Source organism: Pseudomonas sp. S3E12, assembly GCF_001702295.1.
In the GTDB taxonomy this organism is placed as follows: domain Bacteria; phylum Pseudomonadota; class Gammaproteobacteria; order Pseudomonadales; family Pseudomonadaceae; genus Aquipseudomonas; species Aquipseudomonas marginalis.
Genome location: NZ_MBDT01000037.1, coordinates 28,229 through 45,556, shown reverse-complemented (window position 1 = coordinate 45,556; position 17,328 = coordinate 28,229). Strand labels below are relative to the sequence as shown.

General features: G+C 57.8%; 19 protein-coding genes. 14 read left to right on the top strand and 5 right to left on the bottom strand.

Going from position 1 to position 17,328, the window contains the following annotated elements:
- The first annotated feature begins 7 nt into the window (after window positions 1-7).
- Genes BB029_RS30925 through BB029_RS30900 form a run of 6 tightly spaced genes read left to right on the top strand, consistent with a single transcriptional unit; the run spans window position 8 to window position 6,498 of the window.
- Window positions 8-421, top strand: coding sequence for a TIGR03750 family conjugal transfer protein (locus BB029_RS30925; RefSeq protein ID WP_065942177.1), 414 nt, complete (start codon window positions 8-10; stop codon window positions 419-421).
- Window positions 418-1,059, top strand: a complete 642-nt coding sequence (locus tag BB029_RS30920) for a PFL_4703 family integrating conjugative element protein (protein ID WP_065942176.1) — start codon at window positions 418-420, stop codon at window positions 1,057-1,059. Before BB029_RS30925 ends, BB029_RS30920 begins: the two co-directional genes overlap by 4 nt.
- The gene (locus tag BB029_RS30915) at window positions 1,056-1,868 is read left to right on the top strand and encodes a TIGR03749 family integrating conjugative element protein (protein ID WP_065942175.1); all 813 of its coding nucleotides are present in this window, start codon (window positions 1,056-1,058) and stop codon (window positions 1,866-1,868) included. Before BB029_RS30920 ends, BB029_RS30915 begins: the two co-directional genes overlap by 4 nt.
- Window positions 1,858-3,372, top strand: coding sequence for a TIGR03752 family integrating conjugative element protein (locus BB029_RS30910; protein WP_065942174.1), 1,515 nt, complete (start codon window positions 1,858-1,860; stop codon window positions 3,370-3,372). The genes BB029_RS30915 and BB029_RS30910 overlap by 11 nt, the downstream gene beginning before the upstream one ends.
- Complete coding sequence (locus BB029_RS30905) at window positions 3,335-3,751, top strand: TIGR03751 family conjugal transfer lipoprotein (RefSeq protein WP_065942173.1); 417 nt, start codon at window positions 3,335-3,337, stop codon at window positions 3,749-3,751. Before BB029_RS30910 ends, BB029_RS30905 begins: the two co-directional genes overlap by 38 nt.
- Window positions 3,751-6,498, top strand: a complete 2,748-nt coding sequence (locus BB029_RS30900; protein ID WP_065942172.1) for a conjugative transfer ATPase — start codon at window positions 3,751-3,753, stop codon at window positions 6,496-6,498. Before BB029_RS30905 ends, BB029_RS30900 begins: the two co-directional genes overlap by 1 nt.
- Before the next feature lie 24 nt (window positions 6,499-6,522).
- Here the strand turns inward: BB029_RS30900 and BB029_RS30895 are convergent, their stop codons facing one another.
- The 3 genes from BB029_RS30895 to BB029_RS32650 form a co-directional block, all read right to left on the bottom strand.
- Window positions 6,523-7,269 (bottom strand): zeta toxin family protein, encoded by a 747-nt coding sequence (locus tag BB029_RS30895; protein WP_065942171.1) that lies wholly within the window; start codon window positions 7,267-7,269, stop codon window positions 6,523-6,525.
- Window positions 7,266-7,514: a hypothetical protein gene (locus BB029_RS30890; RefSeq protein WP_017529804.1), complete on the bottom strand. Its 249-nt coding sequence runs from the start codon at window positions 7,512-7,514 to the stop codon at window positions 7,266-7,268. Before BB029_RS30890 ends, BB029_RS30895 begins: the two co-directional genes overlap by 4 nt.
- 185 nt (window positions 7,515-7,699) lie before the next feature.
- Window positions 7,700-7,957 carry a LasR-specific antiactivator QslA gene (locus BB029_RS32650; protein ID WP_083236521.1) on the bottom strand — a complete coding sequence of 86 codons (258 nt, stop codon included), beginning with the start codon at window positions 7,955-7,957 and terminating at the stop codon, window positions 7,700-7,702.
- A gap of 158 nt (window positions 7,958-8,115) precedes the next feature.
- Here BB029_RS32650 and BB029_RS30885 point away from each other — a divergent pair, with 158 nt between their 5' ends.
- The 5 genes from BB029_RS30885 (at window position 8,116) to BB029_RS30865 (ending at window position 12,682) form a co-directional block, all read left to right on the top strand.
- On the top strand, window positions 8,116-8,370 hold the full coding sequence (locus BB029_RS30885) for a helix-turn-helix domain-containing protein (protein WP_027603217.1): 255 nt from the start codon (window positions 8,116-8,118) through the stop codon (window positions 8,368-8,370).
- A gap of 115 nt (window positions 8,371-8,485) precedes the next feature.
- Window positions 8,486-9,442, top strand: a complete 957-nt coding sequence (locus BB029_RS30880) for a TIGR03756 family integrating conjugative element protein (RefSeq protein ID WP_065942170.1) — start codon at window positions 8,486-8,488, stop codon at window positions 9,440-9,442.
- Window positions 9,439-10,821: an integrating conjugative element protein gene (locus BB029_RS30875; protein ID WP_065942169.1), complete on the top strand. Its 1,383-nt coding sequence runs from the start codon at window positions 9,439-9,441 to the stop codon at window positions 10,819-10,821. Before BB029_RS30880 ends, BB029_RS30875 begins: the two co-directional genes overlap by 4 nt.
- A 3-nt stretch (window positions 10,822-10,824) precedes the next feature.
- A complete protein-coding gene (locus BB029_RS30870) occupies window positions 10,825-11,133 on the top strand; it encodes a hypothetical protein (RefSeq protein WP_065942168.1) in 309 nt (102 codons plus the stop codon).
- Window positions 11,134-11,143: 10 nt separating this feature from the next.
- Window positions 11,144-12,682, top strand: coding sequence for a conjugal transfer protein TraG N-terminal domain-containing protein (locus tag BB029_RS30865; RefSeq protein ID WP_065942167.1), 1,539 nt, complete (start codon window positions 11,144-11,146; stop codon window positions 12,680-12,682).
- On the opposite strand, the gene BB029_RS30860 is transcribed toward BB029_RS30865, so the two are convergent.
- Complete coding sequence (locus BB029_RS30860; RefSeq protein ID WP_065942166.1) at window positions 12,675-13,085, bottom strand: DUF3742 family protein; 411 nt, start codon at window positions 13,083-13,085, stop codon at window positions 12,675-12,677. The two genes, BB029_RS30865 and BB029_RS30860, sit on opposite strands and share 8 nt — an antisense overlap.
- 452 nt (window positions 13,086-13,537) lie before the next feature.
- Between BB029_RS30860 and BB029_RS30855 the strand changes: the two genes are divergently transcribed.
- Together BB029_RS30855 and BB029_RS30850 are read left to right on the top strand one after the other, a co-directional pair.
- The gene (locus BB029_RS30855) at window positions 13,538-13,867 is read left to right on the top strand and encodes a hypothetical protein (protein ID WP_065942165.1); all 330 of its coding nucleotides are present in this window, start codon (window positions 13,538-13,540) and stop codon (window positions 13,865-13,867) included.
- Between the two features lie 132 nt (window positions 13,868-13,999).
- Window positions 14,000-14,962, top strand: a complete 963-nt coding sequence (locus tag BB029_RS30850; RefSeq protein WP_065942164.1) for an ArdC family protein — start codon at window positions 14,000-14,002, stop codon at window positions 14,960-14,962.
- A 134-nt stretch (window positions 14,963-15,096) separates the two neighbouring features.
- Here the strand turns inward: BB029_RS30850 and BB029_RS30845 are convergent, their stop codons facing one another.
- Window positions 15,097-15,291, bottom strand: coding sequence for a hypothetical protein (locus BB029_RS30845; protein ID WP_065942228.1), 195 nt, complete (start codon window positions 15,289-15,291; stop codon window positions 15,097-15,099).
- Window positions 15,292-15,521: 230 nt separating this feature from the next.
- Here BB029_RS30845 and mobH point away from each other — a divergent pair, with 230 nt between their 5' ends.
- Window positions 15,522-17,252, top strand: a complete 1,731-nt coding sequence (gene mobH, locus BB029_RS30840) for a MobH family relaxase (protein ID WP_065942163.1) — start codon at window positions 15,522-15,524, stop codon at window positions 17,250-17,252.
- The last annotated feature ends 76 nt before the right edge of the window (window positions 17,253-17,328 follow it).

Here is a 17,328-nt window from a genome sequence, read left to right as displayed (position 1 = left end):
GGCCGACATGAACGACGCTATCGAACGTCTTGCCGACGCCACGTTGGTCTTTCTGCCTGAGCGACTCAATCGTGATCCCGCCGTGTTGCGCGGTTTGACCAATGATGAAATGTGGGTGGCGCTCGGTGCCGGCGCACTCGTCGGCCTGGTGCTGGGTGTTCCTCTGGCGATCGCCACCTCCTCCATTGCCGTGGCACCGACCAGCATGATTGGAGGCATGGCGGTGGTGTTATTGGCCGGTGGCACGCTATTGCGCCGGGCCAAACGGGCTCGTCCCGAGACCTGGTTGTACCGCAAGCTCGAATGGATACTCGCCAGCCGTTGGCGCCTGGGACGCGGAAGTTTGATTCTCCACTCAGGCGCTTGGACAGTTCGCCGCTCGCGTCGACTACGCCCTGCTCTGTCCCGGTGGCAGCCATGAGCCGCTTTCGGAACAAGGTGGATACCCAACAGGCCCATATCTTCAGCCTGCGCCTGGCGGTAATAGTCCTAGCATTGGTCTGTGCCGGGCTCTGGTACGGCTGGCGCGCGGCGCCGACCGATCTGACCGTGCATGTACCACCGGATCTGCGCTCGGGCAGCACCCGCAAATGGTGGGATATCCCCTCAGAGAATGTTTATGCCTTTGCCCTGTACATCTTTGGTCAGCTCAACCGCTGGCCCTCGGATGGCGAGAAGGACTATCGCCGCGCTATCTATGGCTTGCAGTCTTATCTGACACCCTCCTGCAAGACCTTCCTCGACGGCGACTACGAATACCGCAAGGCCGCCGGCGAACTCCGCCAGCGGGTGCGTGGCGTCTACGAAATTCTGGGCCGAGGCTATAGCGAAGATCCGGAACTCAGGGTCAAGCAACTCGATCGCGACAGCTGGCTGGTCACCCTCGACCTCAACGCCGATGAGTACTACGCCGCCGAACCGGTGAAACGGGTGGTGGTGCGTTATCCATTACGCGTGGTGCGTTTTGATCTGGACCCCGAACGCAATAAGTGGGGGCTGGCACTGGACTGTTATCAGGGCACGCCGCAAAAAATCGCTCTGCCTGGAGGTGAGCCATGAAGCGGATTTCTACCCCGGCGCTCACCATCGCACTGCTGCTATGGGTAGCTGCAGCGCAGTCCGTCGAGTTGATGCGCTGGGAACGCCTTCCTCTCGCGGTGCCACTAGTAATCAATCAGGAGCGGGTGGTCTTTGTCGATGAGGCTGTTCGCGTCGGAGTGCCCTCAACCCTGACGGGCAAGCTGCGTGTGCAATCAACTGGCGGCACGCTGTACCTGCGCGCGTCGGAGGCCATCGCCCCGACCCGCCTACAGCTGCAATCTGTCGCGACGGGAGAGATCATCCTCTTGGACATTGCAGCCACGCCTGGCGATCAACCGCTGGAACCCGTGCGTATTTTCAAGAATGCTCAGGAGCAGCCTACCGAGGCTGAATCCAGCACCGTCCCTGCTCCAGAACGTACGCCAATCCCAGTCGCTTTGACGCGCTACGCCGCGCAAAGCCTGTACGCACCTCTACGTACCGTGGAGTCCCTGCCCGGCGTACGCCGCGTCCCGCTAAAGCTGCGCACAGAACTGCCAACCCTGCTGCCGACCGAAAACGTGTCCAGCACGTCCATCGCCGCCTGGCAACTCGGTGACTACTGGGTTACAGCAGTGAAGTTGCGCAACCGTGGTTCAGCGACGGTGCAACTCGATCCACGTCGGCTACAGGCTAAGCTATTCGCAGCGGCATTCCAGCACACCTTCCTCGGACCTGTCGGCAGCGCCGAGGACACTACGGTTGCCTACCTCGTCACCCGCGGTGCCGGTCTTGAACACGCCGTGATGCTCCTGTCTGTTTCGGAAGGTGCCGACGATGAAAGCTAACGCCTTACTTAAATGGCTAGTACCAGCTGTGCTGCTGGGCGTGGCTATTATCATCCTGAAAACCTGGGTAGCGGGTAGTACCTCCTCTCCAGAGCACCCAGTTGATCAGGGCAATATTCAGTTATCCGCCGAGCAAGCCAAGTCGCTCGGCATTGCGGGCGACACTCCACGCGATACGGTCGCCACCTTGATCGGCCAAGTGAAGGCCATGCGTAGCGACATGCTCGGTTTGAAGAAACACAACGATTCGCTGCAGACGGAAAACAATCGCCTGCGCGAGCGAGAAAACAGTGTTGATTCGCGAATCCAGACGGCGCTTGGCAGCGTGACCCAGCAGGTCGACGAAGGTCGCCGCCAAGCCAACGAGGCCCGACTCAAAGCAGAACAAGACAGTCGTCAAGCTCGCGGTCTGCTGACGCAATTGCAGGAGCAGTTGTCGGGGCTGACCGGAAAAGGCAAGGATATGCCGATCGGACTGGGGCTTGAGCCGGGCGACGGTGCTCAGTTCGAACGGCAGCATTCTGCCAATGATGCATTGCAGTGGATTGAGCCCTTGGATGCTCTGCCCACCGACGCCCAAGGCAAAACCAAGACCGTGTCCGCACTGAGTCTGCCTACTGCCTTCAACTCACTGGAGGATTTGAAGGACAATGTCACCGACCGCAGCCAGAAGCAGTTACGCGAGGTCACCAAGGGTGAACGAGACCTGACACGCCCCGCTGATCGTACCGAAGGCGCGAAGCCGGTCTACACGATCCCCGAAAACGCCACGCTGATGGGCTCGATCGCCATGACCGCGCTGATTGGCCGAGTCCCAGTGGACGGAACCGTGAATGATCCCTATCCCTTCAAAGTGCTGGTGGGCCCCGAGAACCTGACCGCCAACGGCATCGATCTGCCGGACGTCGCGGGCGCCGTTATGAGCGGCACGGCGTCCGGTGACTGGACTCTGTCCTGCGTTCGTGGGCAAGTCGAGTCGATCACTTTCGTGTTCACAGACGGCACCATCCGCACGGTGCCTCAGCCGAAGGCGGTAGCCAGCCGCAATGCCTCCACCACCCAGAGCTCGAACACCGACAAGATTCGTGGCGGACTCGGTTACCTGTCCGATCCGTATGGCATTCCTTGCATTGCCGGTGAGCGCCGCTCAAACGCTCAACAGTACCTCGGCAGCCAGAGCTTGATCACTGCCGCCGGCGCCGGTGTCGCCGCCTTGCTCGGGGATGAGCAGAACAACAGCAGCGTGATCAGTTCAGGCGGCAGTACGCTCGGGGTCGCCAGCAGCAGTGGCAATAGCGCGCTGAATTCAATTCTCAGTGGTGGGGTCAGCGACATCCGTGAGTGGATCAATAAACTCTATGGCGAGACCTTTGCTGCCGTGTACGTGCCACCGGCCGCCCAAGTCGCGCTGCACCTCGACCATGAGATTACCATCGACTACGAGCCCAAGGGCCGGAGAGTTCGCCATGAAAAAGACCACGTTTCGCTGCCTGACCTGGATTAGCGTGTTTTCCTTGGTCCTGACAGGGTGTTCCACTGACAAGGAGACGCTGCTGCCCCATGGCGAGCAAACCATGCTGGACATCTGGAACGGTGCCGGGTCGCAAGGCACTCAGCAGCAACTGCTGGATGCTCGGCAGCAGTTACGCCGCCCGTTGGCTGAGGTGGATTTCTCCGCTTCTCTCCAAGAACCGTACACGCGTACATCGGAGAACGAGATCCATAATCTGTTCCCTCGCCTACCCAATCCCGATCTGGTGCTGTACGTGTATCCGCATTTGAGTGGTACCGAGCAGGCACCGGTCCCGGGTTACTCGACCGTTTTTCCGTTTTACCAACGGGTGCAGTACGCATTGCCGGGTGAACGTCAGGAAGACTTGTAGTGCGTAGCGGCGATGCGGGCAACCGCACTTCTGGTTGGAAAGCCTGGCGCCACCCAGCGCGCCCTCGCGCAACCTTGGCCGATGAAGCTGCACTCTATGCACACAACCCCAGCTTCACCGACCACTTGCCTTGGGTCGAGTACCTCGAGACCGAGCAGTGTTTTCTACTCGATGACAATCGCTCGGTGGGAGCGGTGTTCGAGTTACTGCCCATCGGCACCGAAGGGCGCGAACCCGATTGGCTAATGGCCGCCCGCGATGCCCTCGAAGATGCCCTGCAAGATAGCTTTGACGAACTGGATCAAGCGCCTTGGGTGGCGCAGTTTTTCTGCCAGGACGACAACGACTTCACCCCCTACCTGACTCGACTCACCAATTATATTCAGGACCGCGCGCGAGGCACGGTTTTCACCGAAGCCTATTTGGAACTCAGCCGCCATCATCTGAAGGCCATCGCCAAGCCCGGTGGTCTGTTTGAGGACAAGACAGTCACGCGCCTGCCCTGGCGGGGCAACAACCGCCGGGTGCGCCTCGTGGTCTATCGTTGGCTCGAGTCTGACGCTGAGGAGACGGGACTTATCTCAGTGCAAGCCCTGCATCAGGCTTGCGAACGTATCGCTGCTTCGTTGCAATTGTGTGGGGTGAAATCGACGCGAGTCGATGGCCGAGGTTTGTATGCCTGGTTGCTGCCTTGGTTCAATCCAGCCCCCAAGCTCACCGATGAATCGCCCGAAGATTTCTACCACCGAGTGGCCTATCCGGAGTCGGGCGACGGTGAGTCGCTGGAACTGCCCTTCGATCACGACTTTGCCGAACGTCTGTTCTTCAATGAACCGCGTTCGGATGTGCAGCGCGGACTCTGGTTTTTCGATGGACAGCCCCATCGGGTCATGGTGGTAGACAAGCTGCGGCGGGCTCCCTTAATTGGCCAACTCACTGGCGAAACCCGCAAGGGTGACGCGGTGAATGCCCTATTCGACCAGTTGCCCGAAGGCACGGTGATGAGTCTGACTTTGGTGATCAAACCCCAAGATGCGCTCGAGGAGCAGTTAAACCGCCTGGCCCGCAAAGCCATCGGTGAAAACCTGGCCTCGACCCAGACCCGCCAGGATGTTGAAGAGGCTCGCGCGATCATCGGCCGTCAGCACAAGCTATACCGGGGCACCCTGGCATTTTACGTGCGCGGTCACGATGAACAGCAATTGCACCAGCGCTCGGTCAGCCTGGCCAACGCGCTGTTGGGCGCGGGGCTGCAACCGGTACGTGAGGGTGATGAAGTCGCCGCGTGCAACAGTTACCTGCGTTGGCTGCCGATGACTTACAACCCGGCCCGCGACACACGCAACTGGTACACACGCCTGATGTTCGCTCAACACTTGGCAAATCTCGTTCCCATCTGGGGTCGCAGCACCGGCACCGGCCACCCGGGCATCACACTGTTCAATCGTGGTGGCTCGCCGTTGAGCTTTGATCCGTTGTCACGCCTAGACCGAGCCATGAACGGCCATCTGCTGTTATTCGGCCCGACCGGCGCCGGTAAATCGGCCACCCTGGTCACCCTGCTGATGCAGGTCATGGCGGTGTACCGCCCTCGCCTGTTTATCGTCGAAGCCGGTAACTCATTCGGCTTGCAGGGCGACTACTTCGCAACCCAGGGCCTGTCGGTCAATAAGGTCCAATTGAAACCTGGCGCTTCGGTCAGCCTCGCACCCTTTGTCGATGCATGGCGTCTGGTCGAGCAGCCGGATCAGGTGGCAACTCTGTCGATCGATGAGCTGGACGATGAGGCGGTAAGCAGTCGCGACGACCAGCGTGATGTTCTCGGCGAACTGGAAATCACCGCCAGGCTGATGATCACCGGCGGCGAAGCCAAGGAAGAGGCGCGCCTGAGTCGAGCCGATCGCAGTCTGATCCGCGAGTGCATTCTCGATGCAGCGCAGACCTGTGTCGCGTCGGGTCGCCAGGTATTGACCCGCGACGTGCGCGACGCGTTACTGCACGTCGCCAGCGACACGCACTTACCTGAAAAGCGTCGTGAGCGTGCCCAGGAAATGGGAGAGTCCATCGACCTATTTTGCCAGGGTTTCGAGGGTGAACTGTTCGATCGCGAAGGCACACCTTGGCCCGAAAGCGATGTGACCATCGTCGACCTGGCCACCTATGCTCGTGAGGGCTACGAAGCACAGATGTCCATCAGCTACATCAGCCTGATGAACACCGTTAACAATCTCGCCGAGCGCGATCAATACCTGGGCCGACCGATCATCATGGTCACCGACGAAGGCCATATCATCACCAAGAACCCGTTGCTGGCACCGTTCGTGGTCAAGGGCACGAAGATGTGGCGCAAGCTTGGCGCCTGGTTCTGGCTGGCGACGCAAAACCTTGCCGACTTCCCCACCGCCGCGCAGACCATGCTCAACATGATCGAATGGTGGATTTGCTTGAACATGCCGCCCGCGGAAATCGAAGAAATCGCACGGTTCAAGAAACTCACGCCGGCACAGAAAGCCTTGCTGCTCTCCGCCAGTAAGGAGCCGGGTAAATACACTGAGGGGGTCGTGCTGTCGAAGAAGCTCGAAACGCTGTTTCGGGCCGTTCCGCCGAGTCTTTATCTCGCCCTGGCCATGACGGAGCCCGAGGAAAAAGCCGAACGCTGGACACTGATGCAGAGCACCGGCTGCTCGGAATTGGAGGCGGCTTACCGGGTAGCTGAACGGATCGATAGGATGCGAGGAATTAAGTGAAACGGGGCTGATCCTAGGTTTCGATCAACCCGGCAGCAAATCCTTGAACACCTTCTCCACGTAGGCTTGCATGAACCAGTCAGGGATCTCATCAGCCCTGAATTCAAGGTCCGTCCCGTCCGTTACTTCAGCGAGCAACACCAGATCAGCGCCGGAGTTATCAAAGATGTAAGCCCGGTTCGAGGCTGCGATGGCTGCTGACAATAGGTTCAGGCAACGACCGTAGCGCTGCACAATTTTTTCCGTGGGGACTGGGTGCCCACCTGCCGCGACACGGTTCTTGACCCTGTTGATATTGATGTCAGGATCTTCAGTGGCGACAAAGTAGAGGTAGGTTCGATATCCCGACGCTTTTGCCTTAAGCATAAAAGCGACTTTGTCCTCGCTAGACATCACCGTTTCGAAGGTGAAAGACAACTGGGCTTCAAGGAGCTTGTGCCGCATGAAATCAGAGAGCACGGAAGCAAAATAGGAATTCATCGCGACGGACTGGAAATTCAGGCCGTTATTGCTGAAGTCTATATTGGATGCCTCTTCAATGAGCTGGGTCGACCGAATCAGTCGGTGCGCCTTGATAAAGCCGAGAACCTCGTCGCCTTCGACTTCCAGTTGAAAATCGCTGAATTCCAGGCGTCCGCCCTCTTTGGCAGCCTTTTCGATTTCATCCGGGTTGATGTAGATCCCGATCAGGTGGGAAGGGACGGCACTTTTCATTGTGCTTTTACCGGAACCATTAGGGCCGGCAAACACCCTCAGCCGAGGGACGGTCATGAGCAGCGGTGCACCTTGATAATCCCACCCAAGGTCACTTTATGCTTGGGCTTGGCTACTCGAATAACCTTGTGCTTACCGTCGGCAGTCGTCTCAACGAGCTTGCCGTCCATCACTTCCATCACGCTGCGTCCGGCCGCCAGCGCGTTGATATAGGCCGTATTGATCGCACCTTCAGCCATGGCTGGGATTTTACCCTCCAGTCGGCTCACCAGATCGTCACTCAACACTTGGTCGGCTTTCATATCGCGCTCCACGTTCTCAGAGCGTGCAGAATCTGCACTTATCAGAATCCTAGCTACGTAAATCTGTTTATCACAGACCAACGCCACTTCTGTCAGATCTCCATTCTAGAGGAATGGAGCCTGGAACCATACCTTCCAGTAAATTTTCCCGTGTAGGCCATATCGTCAGGGTTGGAGCCGCACGGCTACGGTGAAACGCCTTGAAGCCGTTGCTGAACTCTCAATAAAAATCCTGCTTCGAAAGCATCCTGAGATTCTCCTGCCGGACAAGTCTTCCGTGCCTGCGCCAGTTCCCACCACAGTGGTACGTCACCGGGTGTATTAAGCCAGGCCTGGGCGCATTGCACGCCACGTTCGATCATAGGCGCAAATTCGCTGCCCCACGGTGTCAAAAGGCTCGGGCAGCCGTCCGCCGCCGGAATTGAAACGTAATTTTCGTCCATAGACACCTTAGCTTTCGATTATTTATTAATGCTCGGTCTGTTCTAAGCAGCATAGAAACAAAATTGACACTCGGCTTAAGCATCAAAAAAGCCCGAATCAGAGCCAATGTAGACTATATCCCGTGGATTGAGAGTCCCTCAAGGCGCAGTTTGCGCGCATGACTCAAGACTTCGAACAGCTCCGTCTGCAACTCGCGGAAAATATCCGCTCGATGCGACGCGTGAAGAACCTTACCCAGGAGCAATTGGCGCTCATGGCCGAGGTGGATCGTACCTACGTGAGTCAAATCGAACGAGGGGTAGGCAACCCGTCGTTATTGGTCCTCTGCAAACTCGCCAACATTTTCGAGATCAAAACGGATCAGTTGCTCATCGAGTCTGACGCGCTTGCTCGTACGCTGAGCGCTGAATGACCCTCTGCTGATCTAGAAGATCGTTATAAACCGACAATCCTGCGTTCGGCTTTCTCACTGACACCCCTCTCTCGATTATTGAACCTGTCCAGGCCATACACCCAGAGCCTGGATCATGTCTGCTGCCTGCCCACACATTTCGCCCCAGAAGTTGCATCCTTTGGTGCTGAGCATTCTGCTGGCATCCGGGCCAAGCGTAGCGTTGGATACCGGCAGCATTGCCGCCTCCGTGCTCACTCCGGACTGTCTCGAATACAAGGTCGTCGGCATCTGCTTCTGGTTGCTCTGCACCCCCTTCGGCTGCACTGTGAAAACCTCAACCAAGGTTCGTCACTTCATTCCTGAGCTGGTGGTCTCGAGCTATGCCACCACCGGTGCCAATCCTTGGACCGAGATGGCCGCACTCTCCTCTCCCCTCAGCGGTGCGGAAGGCGGTGGTAACCTGATCACGCCGAACACGCAACGCGACAACCTGCCTCGTTTCAAAAACGTTGATGGCATCGGCCATCCCGGTGGCTGGGCCGCCACGCAACTTGCCTCGCAATCCGGCTACGCCTGCGCCAGCGGCGCCACTGCGTTCATGCCCTATTACCTGAGCACTTTGGACTCACTGGCCTGGCGTCATGGCATTCCGGAAAGCCTCTACCCCGAGTCGCTTGTGCCCGGGATCCGTGAAATCGGTCGTCAGCTCGCGGGAAACATGTGGGGCAACGTCTATCCCCGGCAAGGGTTTTTGGTGCAACCCGACGATTTCAAAGCCGCTGCGGTGATGGTGCAGCGGGCGGGTGATGTCATTACCCGCAACTGGCAACCGCACGTATATGTCCCGCTCATGCCCGTACCACGCGAGGGGTATTGGCCGCCTGGCCCAATCGTTGAAAACGACGCTTCGACCCACAAATGGCAATTGCTCTCCCCCGTGGTTCAACCCACATGTGCCATCTTCCCCAGCGATTCGGTGCAGAGCGCGGATGGCGGCTACGCCTGGTCGCTGTGGCGTCCCTATAGCTGCTGCAAGCGTGAAGGACAGACCTTTTTGTTCAGCATCGACTTCGAAGGCGGTGCTTCATGAGCCTGCTTCTCACACGATCCTCGTTCGACGCGATGAGTCTGTTGCTATGTGGACTGCTCGCAGTGGCCACTCATGCTCATGCAGTCGAGGACGATTACCGCCTAGGCACTCAAGGTGAAGTGCTCGACGACCGGGTGATGTACACCATCGGTGGCGGCTCGGCAGCGGGCTCGCCGAGCTCGCTCTATCGCCCCAACGGACTCGGTGTCGGCGGGTCCTGGCAGGCGAACATGATGTGCGGAAACATGAGCCTCACCAACACCTTGCAAAACCAGTTGAACGGCGTCACCGAAGGGTTCCAGCAGATCATGGGCAGCATCGTGCAGAACGCGACCCAGGCGGTGATGTCGCTGCCGGCGTTGATCATCCAGCGCGCCAACCCCGGTCTCTATGAGTTGTTGAGTAACGGGGTGATGCAAGGGCGCATCGACTTCGACCGTTCCAAGCTGACCTGCCAGGCCATGGCCGAGAAGATGGCGGATAAGGTCGGTCAAGCCGGTTGGGGCGCATTGGCCAAGAACCAGGAGATGCAGGGCAACCTCGAACAAACCGGCGGTGATGCGGTGGCCGCGGTGAAAAACACCGAGGCCCGTAACGGCAATAATGGGGTGTCATGGGTCGGCGGGCAGAAGGCTGGAGGTAGCGGACAAACACCCATCCGGGCAACCTCCGATGTGGTGCGCGCGGGTTATAACCTGCTGCATAACCGCGCAGTGGATGACAACACCTCGATCAGTAACAGTGATTGCCTGGGCGGCGCTATTTGCCAGGCATGGACCTCACCGCAAGAGGAGTCCGAATGGGCTGTTCGCGTGTTGGGCGAGACCGAAGTCGCGACCTGCGACACCTGCGAGACTCTGCGGGCTACCGCAGGCAGCGGACTGACGCCGCTGATCCAGGAGGCCTACAGTGAACACCTCAAAACCCTGCAAGGCTTACTGTCCGGATCTCTGCCGCCGAACCCTGACAATCTGAGCAAAGCCTCCAGCCCGATGCTGCCGGTGACTCGTGGTGTGATCGAAGCCCTGCGCGACGATCCTGATCAGGAACTCCTGGCGCGGCGCCTGGCCAGTGAGACGGCCCTGTCCAGCGTACTCGACAAAGCGCTCCTGCTATTGCGCACGCTGCTGGCAGGCAGCCACGAACCTAACATCGCTTCCGCCGAACCGGCCCAAACGGCCTTGACGAAAAACATCGACACGCTGGAGCGCGAAATACGCCTGCTGCAGACCGAGCTGCAGGTACGGCAAATATTGGCTACCAATACCGCCAGCCTCGTGCTCGATCGACATGCCGGAGGCGCCGATGCTTCGCGTACCGTCGAGCAAGGCGACCCTGAACCTGGCCGACTCAACGACGCTGACGCCAGGCGCAAGTGAGCCATGAAACGCTCACTGCTATTCACTTTGCTTTCAAGTCTCTGGGTTGCGGCAGTGATGATCCTGGCCGCCGCACTGGTCGCCTGGATCGGCCGCACTGCGCTGGGCAGTTTCGAGGTCTGGCAGCAAACCCTGGAATCGATACGGCCTTACCTGCGGTGGTGGCGCGCCCTGCTCTACGGCATCCTCTTTGCGCTCTGGCGGGACCTGCTGAGGCGCTACCGACATCGGCCGCAGGACCGACTGCGCGTGAAACGCGCCGGGACATTAGGGCTCTTGCTCTTTACCTGCGTCGAGCTCACTCGATTGTGAGGTCACGACCATGCTCATGAGCACCAACAGCTACCTGGAGTTTTACCTCTCCCTGCTGGCATGGATCATCAACAACGGTATCTGGAATGTCATGTCCGATACTGGATTGTTCGCCGCGCCCTTCGGCGCGATCATCTTGCAAGAGTGGTTGTCGGCCCGTCAGCAAGGCGCGGATGAAGGCAACAAGGGATTGCTCTCGGTGCCTCGAATCGAAAACCGGCTTTGGTTGGCTTACATCGTCGTATTGTTTGGCTGCGCACCGGTCTTCCCGCTAAACCTCGCCTCAATGGCGTTCGACGATGCAGCGAGCCAACGCTGCGGTGTCAGCGTGGCCAAGCCAGCGGAAACCGCCTGGGGTACCACTTTCAACACCATCGGAGAACGCTCTGCCAACGTGCCAATCTGGTGGTTTCTGGTGCACGCCTTGAGTAAAGGAGTGACCGCAGCGGCCACCGCCTCCATTCCCTGCGCACCGGACATCCGACAGATGCGCATGGAGATCGACAGTTCTCGCATTGATAACCAAGTGTTGCTACAGGAAGTCGCCGATTTTACTCGCGACTGCTACGGCTATTCCCGCTCTCGGCTGTTCACCAATCGCCCGCAGTTGGACAAGGCACAAAGTCATGATGCGTCCTGGGTCGGCTCACGCTATTTTCTCGACACTCCGGGCTACTACGACACCGATCGCTCACGGACACCGCGTGTCAGCTGGCCCTATGATGAAACCCGCGATGTTTCATTGCCACGGCTGGAGAGTGGTGCAGGCTATCCCACCTGCAAACAGTGGTGGAATGACAGCGGTGTCGGGTTGCGAGCGCGCTTGATCGAGCAAGTCGATCCTTCGCTACTGACTCAGCTGAAAGGCTGGTTGACTGGTCGCTCAAGCAACGAGATCGAGGATGCCACGCTTCGCGAACTGGTCAGCCCGCGCCAACAATCGATGTCCATGTCGCCCGGACAGGTGTACCAGGACTATGGCTCCAGTGCTCGCGGTGGGTCGATCAATCAGGGGCTCAATAACCTGGCGACTAACACTGGGCTAGCCCTCGGCTCCTTCAGCAACTTCCCGGCAATGAATGCACTACGCGCTGCCCTGCCGATGGTGCAGGCTTTCCTAATCATGGGCGTCATCATCAGCTTGCCGCTGATACTGCTGGTCAGCACCTACCAGCTAAAGACCGTCATGACGGTGACGTTCGCGCTGTTCACGCTGCACATGCTGACCTTCTGGTGGGAGTTGGCCCGCTGGGTCGACTCCAGCATGCTCGATACCTTGTACAACCAAGTATCGGCGTCCAGTCAGGTGCTGTTGTCCCTACCCACATCCGGATTTATGGATGGAACCGTGACGGCGCAGGTGATTGAATACGTGATGGGGGCGATGTTCTTGGTCCTGCCAGGTCTATTTCTGGTTGCTATGAGTTGGGCAGGCTACTCAATTGGCAGCAGCCTTGAAGGGATGCTAGGAAGTGCGAGCAAGGCAGCGCATGGCGCGGCAGGCAAAGGCACAGATCAGTTGATGGGAGCTACGAAAAGAATCATCTGACATCACTACTCGATGATTTGGAATGCCCAATGTAGTGGCCATCGTCGTCGTAATTACCTAGATAGGAGTTGGCCCCTAAAAAGTCTGGACCTGGATCATTGTCTTCAAGATCCGTGTCAATGGCAGCCTTGGACACCAGAAGTCCAATCACAGCAATCATCGTTACGACAGAAGCGACCAACCAGAAACCGATAAAGAGCAACCCAAGGAGGAATGCCAGCTTCGTAACCAGAAAGGTCCCGCGGATCAACAGCCCACCCGCAGGCATACCTGTCGCCGCCGCACGTTTAGCTACGCGGGATTCAAATCCTTTCAACTTGCGATAACCACGTTTTGCCGCCATACCACATGCATATGCCCAGCGGTGCGCGTGGGAAATTTGAACTGGCTGCTGAGCCGGCATGGTTGCGCCCTCTTCTGAGCGTGTTCCTGTGGAAATTGAGACTACAGCCTACTACTGAAAATCGCCCATGCTTAACCGTTTATCAGCTTGCTCGGTCAAAAAACTCTTCACTGGAAGACAGAAGACGCAACTCGTGCACCAGCGCCTCTATGGCCGTTGACCCATCCATATCATCCAGCTACATAGAGGGTACGGATCGCTGTTATCGACAGCACCTTCCCAGGTAGCCAGAGCCTTCAAAGCTACGTCACTCCGGTGATGGTTCCCCCCAAGTGCGATTAGCGTTCGGTGGCTCGCACGATCACGTTTCACGGGTGATGAACGCCTACTGCTCTCCCGAGCTTCTTTCGAGCTCGGCTCGTCCCAAACCCTCTTGTTTTTCTTCAATCCACTGCGGGGAAATTCTTTCCCCTATGGGACAGGTTTCTTCGCGCTATCAACGGAGGCACACCATGTCCGACTCACTCACAAGCAAAGCACTGAACACTCTGCGCTTGCCCGTTGTGTTCACTCCAGACGCGTGGCAACACGCAGTATTGCTCGATGGTTCAAGTCATCCTGAAAAGCTGCAGCTCGATAGGCTGAGCAACGTCGTACGCGCAGCCTTCAAAGCTCACCTGGCCGATCCAAACACACCCTACGTGGTGTTCGAGGTAGCCAAGTTCGGCTCAGCGAGTGATGCAGATCATGAGCCATTACTGCGACTGAGCCTCAGCCTGCTTCAGGCATCAGACCAACCTAACGCCTTGCTGATAGCGCTTGCGGAAGAGCAACAACGCTAAACGCAAACGGCCATACCCCGCCACCGATTCACACTCAAACGGTGCGCGGTATTGCGCCATTCCAACCAACGCCCACCGGGGAACCCTCCCCGACGGGAAAGGCGTTCCTCCGTTTTCTCCGAGGAAAATGCCATGCGTAATATCTATCAAGACGTGACTGACAAAATTGTTGCCGCGTTAGACCAAGGCGTAGCTCCCTGGATCAAGCCCTGGTCCTCAAGTGGCTCAACTGACGTCGGTCATCACCAACCCTATCCCATCAACGCCGTCACGCAGCGTCCCTATTCGGGCATCAATTTACCGTTGCTCTGGGCCGAGGCTAGGTTGCAGGGGTTCACTCAAGATCGCTGGCTGACCTTCAATCAAGCCAAAAAAGCCGGCGGGCATATTCGTAAGGGTGAGCACAGCACCCTGGCAGTGCTCTACAAGCCGATGGAGCGCGAGGAACAGACCAAGTCAGGTCAACCCGTACTCGATGAAAACGGTCAGCCGAAGGTCGCTCACTTTGGCATTCTCAGGACGCATTTTCTGTTCAACATCGAGCAAACGGAAGGGCTCGAAACGCTCAACGAAACCGTGCTCGAGACAGAACCGAGCGATCCCTTCTTCCCCAACGGCGCTGCGGAAAATCTGTTGTTACGTTCGGGCGCAATCATCATTCATCGATCTGCCGACGAAGCCTTTTACCACCCGATCAGGGATCTCATCCAACTGCCGACAAAGTCGCAATTCCACGATCAAGGTGGATACTACGCCACTGCACTTCACGAGCTGACGCATTGGACCGGACACCACTCTCGATTGCAGCGCGAAGGCGTGACCTCTCCTGGTCCATTTGGCTCGCCAGGCTATGCATTTGAAGAGTTGATCGCCGAAATGGGCGCCGCTTTTTTATGTGCCTACGCCGGTATACGGGGAGAGCTTCGGCACGAGGGCTATATCGACTCCTGGCTCGGCCTGCTCAAAGCTGACAACCGCGCGATTTTCCGCGCCAGTGGCCAGGCCCGATGCGCTTCGGAGTATGTGCTCAACCTGGAGCAGCAACGGAAGCAGACGGTAATGGATGACTCGCGATGCATGAACGATGGAGCTTGATCGTCACCTCGCCGCTGCAAACGCTTCATAGGGTCCAACACGAGTTGGACCCTTTTTCTATGCCCAGAAAAATCCCCACACTGCGGTGCTCTGACGCAAAGAACATGAGGTAGTCCCGTAACCGCAGTACGCCGTTACGTATCCAGATTCTCAGCCAGGTAATCCACCAGTTCGAGTGGACTTCGGCTGTCGATCACCCTGTAGATCAGATCACGTTTGCTGCGCGGTAGCTTCTTGACCACGCTCTTCGCCGAGGCCCTGACGGCTTCGTCTGTTCCATGGATACGTGCCGCGAGCAGCAGTATGAGCGTGGCGTCAGTGAGGTTCATGGCAAGACCCGATAAAATTCGCACCGCAGTGTACCGACACTTTCCTTTTTCGTACCAGCATGCGCTTCCAACAAAACGGCACCAGGACAAATCGATATTCCGATTGCCGCACAAAGGGACACACGGCAAAAGGACGGGGAAGGGTTGGAAGGGAATGGGAAGTCAAGGGTAAGAGCCCTATCCGAAAAGGCTAAAAGGCCACTGACTCTGCCAGTTCCCGGGAGGCCATGATGCTCAGTCTGTTTCGGCACAAAAGGCAAAAGCCTCCTCCGCCACCCACCGTAAACGTCGCCGATGGGTATCTGCCCATCGAATCGTCCCAGCGCTTGTTAGCAGCCGAGCATCGCCGCCAGTTGCTTGATCGCATTTGGCAGTACACCGCCCTCTCCCATCCGCAATTCAGCCAGCTCTATTTAAATCCGATCCATCGCTACGCCGAACTGGTCCAACAACTCCCGGCCAGCGAGACGCACCATCATGCTTATCTCGGCGGCATGCTCGACCATGGCCTCGAGCTGGTTGCTTGCAGTTTGAAATTGCGTCAGTCGTATCTGCTTCCCACCGGCGCCGCGCCCGAAGACCAAGCCGCACAGACAGATGCCTGGTCCGCCGGCATCGCTTATGGAGCCCTGCTGCATGACATCGGCAAAATCGCCGTGGACCTGCTGGTCGAACGCCAGGATGGCCGTGTCTGGCATCCTTGGCAGGGATCCCTAGATCAGCCCTACCGTTTTCGCTACCTCAAGGGGCGCGACTACCACCTGCACGGCGCGGCCGCAGGCTTGCTCTACACGAAGATTCTCGACCGCCCGATCTTCGATTGGCTCAGTGGGTTCCCATCGCTCTGGGCCAACCTGCTGTATGTCCTGGCGGGTCAGTACGAACGTGCCGGCGTGCTGGGCGAATTGGTGACTCAGGCCGACCGCGTTTCCACTGCGCAGAACATCGGTGGCAACCCAAGCAAGGCATTACAAGCGCCCATTCCTTCGCTGCAACATCACTTGATCAGCGGACTGCGTCATCTGGTTCTGAACGAGCTGAAACTCAACCAGCCAGGTGCCGCGGGATGGCTGACCCAGGACGCACTCTGGCTCGTCAGCAAGACGGTCACAGACAAGCTGCGAGCCTATCTGCTGTCGCAATCGATTGAAGGGATTCCCTCGTCCAACCTCACGGTGTTTGACGAGCTGCAGTCACATGGATTGGTTGAGTCCACGCCGGAAGGCAAAGCCATCTGGACCGCGCTTGTGGCACAAGGCAACTGGCAGCAGAGCTTCACCTTCCTGCGCCTTCAACCGGCTTTGATTTGGGGGAACGAAGACCGGCCTGAGGCTTTCAGCGGAACGGTGAGCATTGCAACCCATGACCACTCAACTGATACTGATACCCTGGTACCAACACCAGCGCCCGAGACAGTCCGTGTAGGATCAGACCATAGCCAACCGCAGCCGGAACCCATGGCGCTAGAGGATGCCGATTACCTCGGCTCGCTGCTGGACATGTTCGAGTTGGAAGAACGTGAGGCCACTGTTGAACTGTCCGAAAGTGCTGACAAAACTTCAACGCTTCCATCGGATGACCCAGGCCAGGTATTCCTGAATTGGGTCAAGGAAGGCATCCGGAGTCACAAGCTGATCATCAATGACAGCAAAGCTAAAATTCACACGGTGGGCGGTACAGTGTTCCTGGTCACGCCTGGCCTTTTTCAGCGCTACGTTCAAGAGTTTCCGTGCATCTCACTGGGGGCCGATTCTGCAGGTGAGGAATGGCGATGGGTGCAGAAGCAGTTCGAGAAACTGAAGACCCACAAAAAGCGCGACGATGGTTTGAACATCTGGATCTGTCAGGTAGAAGGTCCACGGAAAAAAGGAGCCCTCAAAGGCTATTTGCTAGAAAATCCAGCACTCATGTTCGAAACTGGGCCAGTACCTGCCGACAATCCTTTCCTTAAAGTGGAATAGCATAAACGTCCGTAGCCCCAAAAGAGCTCAACACGCGAAGTCGACGCTGGAACACCCGCCACTGGACCATACTCTT